Below are 2,483 nucleotides of genomic sequence, written 5' to 3'. Positions count from 1 at the left end.
CTTCAGATGGCGTCGGGAGTGGTTGCGGATCGCAACCCTGCGAGGCTACCGGGCGCGTGGTGACCGGAGCAGGGCGACGGGGCGCGGGGTGGGAGGGCACCGGGCGCCAGGGCGGCGACAACAGCCCGACCGGCGGGTCTGGCACCATGGTCGCCATGGGAACCCTGATCGGAGCGGCCATGGTGGCCGCCACCCGCACGGTCCGCGAGCGCCGCGCCTGACGGCGCCGCTGCTCGACACCGTCGCACGTACGCGCCGCCGCAAGCGTCCTGACCCGACGACGCCACGGAGCGTTCACGCATGCCCACTCACCGTTCCCAGCACGGTGGCCGAGCCGAGCTCGGCCAGAACGACCTGCACGACCCTCGCACCGTCGAGGCGATCATCCGACTCGTGCGCCGCACCCGCGGGCCGATCCTCGAGATCGGCGCCGGACGCGGTGCCCTGACCCGTCCCCTCGCCGACCTCGGTCGGCCCCTCACCGCCGTGGAGCTCGACGAGCACCGGGTCGCCGCGCTCCGTCGGGAGCTGCCGGGCGTGGAGGTGGTGCACGCCGACGCCACGCAGCACCGGTTCGGACCCCGCAGCCGCGTGGTGGTCGGCAACCTGCCCTTCCACCTCACCACCCCGTTGCTGCGAAAGGTCCTGGCAGCACCCGTCTGGACCGATGCGGTCCTGCTCGTGCAGTGGGAGGTCGCTCGCAAGCGGGCCGGTGTGGGTGGGTCGACCATGATGACCGCCCAGACGGCCCCGTGGTTCACCTTCGCGCTGCACGACCGCGTCCCGGCCGCTGCGTTCCGTCCACGCCCGAGCGTCGACGGTGGGCTGCTGGTGGTGCGTCGCCGACCGGAGCCGCTGGTCCCCCCGGCGGACCAGCGGCGCTACGCCGAGCTGGTGCGACGCGTGTTCACCGGCCGTGGCCGCGGGCTCGCCGAGGTGCTGGCGCGCGCCACGTCGACACCGGTCGCGACGACCCGACGGTGGTGCGTCGGTGCCGGGGTGGACCCGAGGGGGTTCCCGCGCGACGTCAGCCCCGAGCAGTGGGCCACGTTGTGGCGGTCGGCGTCGGGCTAGGTGGGGTCGGTGGGAGCCGGGTCGGGGGAGGTCTGGTCGGCCGGTCGTCGCGCCGCGGGATCGGCCCGGTCGAAGGAGCGCGCCAGCAGGAGGATCGGTGCCACCAGCACCAGCGGCACGACGAAGGCCCAGCGCAGACCACCGCCCTCGGCCACCGCTCCGATCAGACCGCCGCCGAGGATCGCCCCCACGTAGTTGGCGATGTTCATCCGGGCGATCGCCGCGTCGGCGGCCTCGGGCGGCACGGCGGCACCGAGCGCGGCGAAGCCGAGCGGCGCGACGACCGCGAGCCCGAGACCGACCACGAAGAAGGCGACCACCGCGGCCACCGCCGACGGTGCGACGAGCACGGCGACGTAGCCGACCAGTCCGAGCGCCGTCCCGGCGGCGACCACCGAGGCCGCGCCCGCGCGACGCACCAGGTGGTCGCCGCAGAGACGGGAGACCAGGGCGCCCGCCTGGTAGGCGGCGTAGCCGAGCGGGACGAGCCCGGCCGAGGCGTCCATCGCGTCCTCCAGGTACACGCTGCTCCACGTCCCCGTGCCGGTGTCGGCGGCGTAGAACAGGCAGATGACCAGGCCGAACAGCAGCACCGGCCGCCACGGCACGCGGACCGTCGCGGCCGCGACGAGGTCCTCGACGTGGCTGCCCGGAGCGTCGACGACCAGGTCGCGACGCACGACCAGCGCGGCTGCGACGACGAGGACCGCCGCCATCGTCAGGTTCGCGGCGACCGAGACGTCGAGTCGCGAGGCCAGGGCCGCGTAGCCGGCGCCCACGATGCCGCCGATGCTCCAGCAGGCGTGGAACCCCGTCATCATGCTGCGGCCGCGCAGCCCCTCCACGCGGACCCCTTGCATGTTCATCGTGGCGTCCACCCCGCCCAGCGCGATCCCGTAGACCACGAACCCCGCGAGCAGCAGCGGATGGCTGGGCGCCCAGCCGATGGCCGCAGCACCCACGCCGATGCCCACGAGCGACGTGGTGAGCGCCGCGGCACTGGACCGTCGCGTCGCGAGGATCCCGGCGAGCACGCTGCCGAGGCCGGCGATCGCCGCGACGACGACGAGGATCAGCGTCACGTCCGCCTCGTCGAGGCCGAACCGGTCCTGCTGGCGGGGCGTCTGGGTGACGAGCGCGGCGAAGGTGAAGCCCTGGAGCAGGAATCCAGTGCTGACGGCGACGCGAGCTCGGTCCACGAGCGTCAGCGTAGGACCGGGCGGGGGTCGCCCGGTCCCGTTCGCAGGGTCAGGCCGCCGACCGGAGCTTCAGCGTCACCGAGCGGCCGCTCGCGCGAGCGGCTTCGTGGGACTCGGCCAGCTGCTCGCGGGCGAGGTCGCGGAGCTCGGCCATCTGGGGCGTCACCTCGGCGAGCGTCAGCTCGGTCTCGATGACGTCGAGGTCGAGGC

The 2,483-nt window shown here is 74.4% G+C and carries 3 protein-coding genes; 2 read left to right on the top strand and 1 reads right to left on the bottom strand.

Annotated elements, in window-relative coordinates:
- Window positions 1-56 precede the first annotated feature (56 nt).
- Together ASF38_RS17540 and erm are read left to right on the top strand one after the other, a co-directional pair.
- Window positions 57-221, top strand: a complete 165-nt coding sequence (locus tag ASF38_RS17540) for a hypothetical protein (RefSeq protein WP_156366867.1) — start codon at window positions 57-59, stop codon at window positions 219-221.
- A gap of 79 nt (window positions 222-300) precedes the next feature.
- Window positions 301-1,074, top strand: coding sequence for a 23S ribosomal RNA methyltransferase Erm (erm, locus tag ASF38_RS09295; protein WP_056575366.1), 774 nt, complete (start codon window positions 301-303; stop codon window positions 1,072-1,074).
- Here erm and ASF38_RS09290 read toward each other — a convergent pair.
- Window positions 1,071-2,273, bottom strand: a complete 1,203-nt coding sequence (locus ASF38_RS09290) for an MFS transporter (protein ID WP_162237335.1) — start codon at window positions 2,271-2,273, stop codon at window positions 1,071-1,073. The two genes, erm and ASF38_RS09290, sit on opposite strands and share 4 nt — an antisense overlap.
- Window positions 2,274-2,483: the final 210 nt, after the last annotated feature.

Origin of the sequence: Aeromicrobium sp. Leaf272 (assembly GCF_001422865.1) — a bacterium.
Classification (GTDB): domain Bacteria; phylum Actinomycetota; class Actinomycetes; order Propionibacteriales; family Nocardioidaceae; genus Aeromicrobium.
This window is presented reverse-complemented; position numbering and strand designations above follow the sequence as displayed.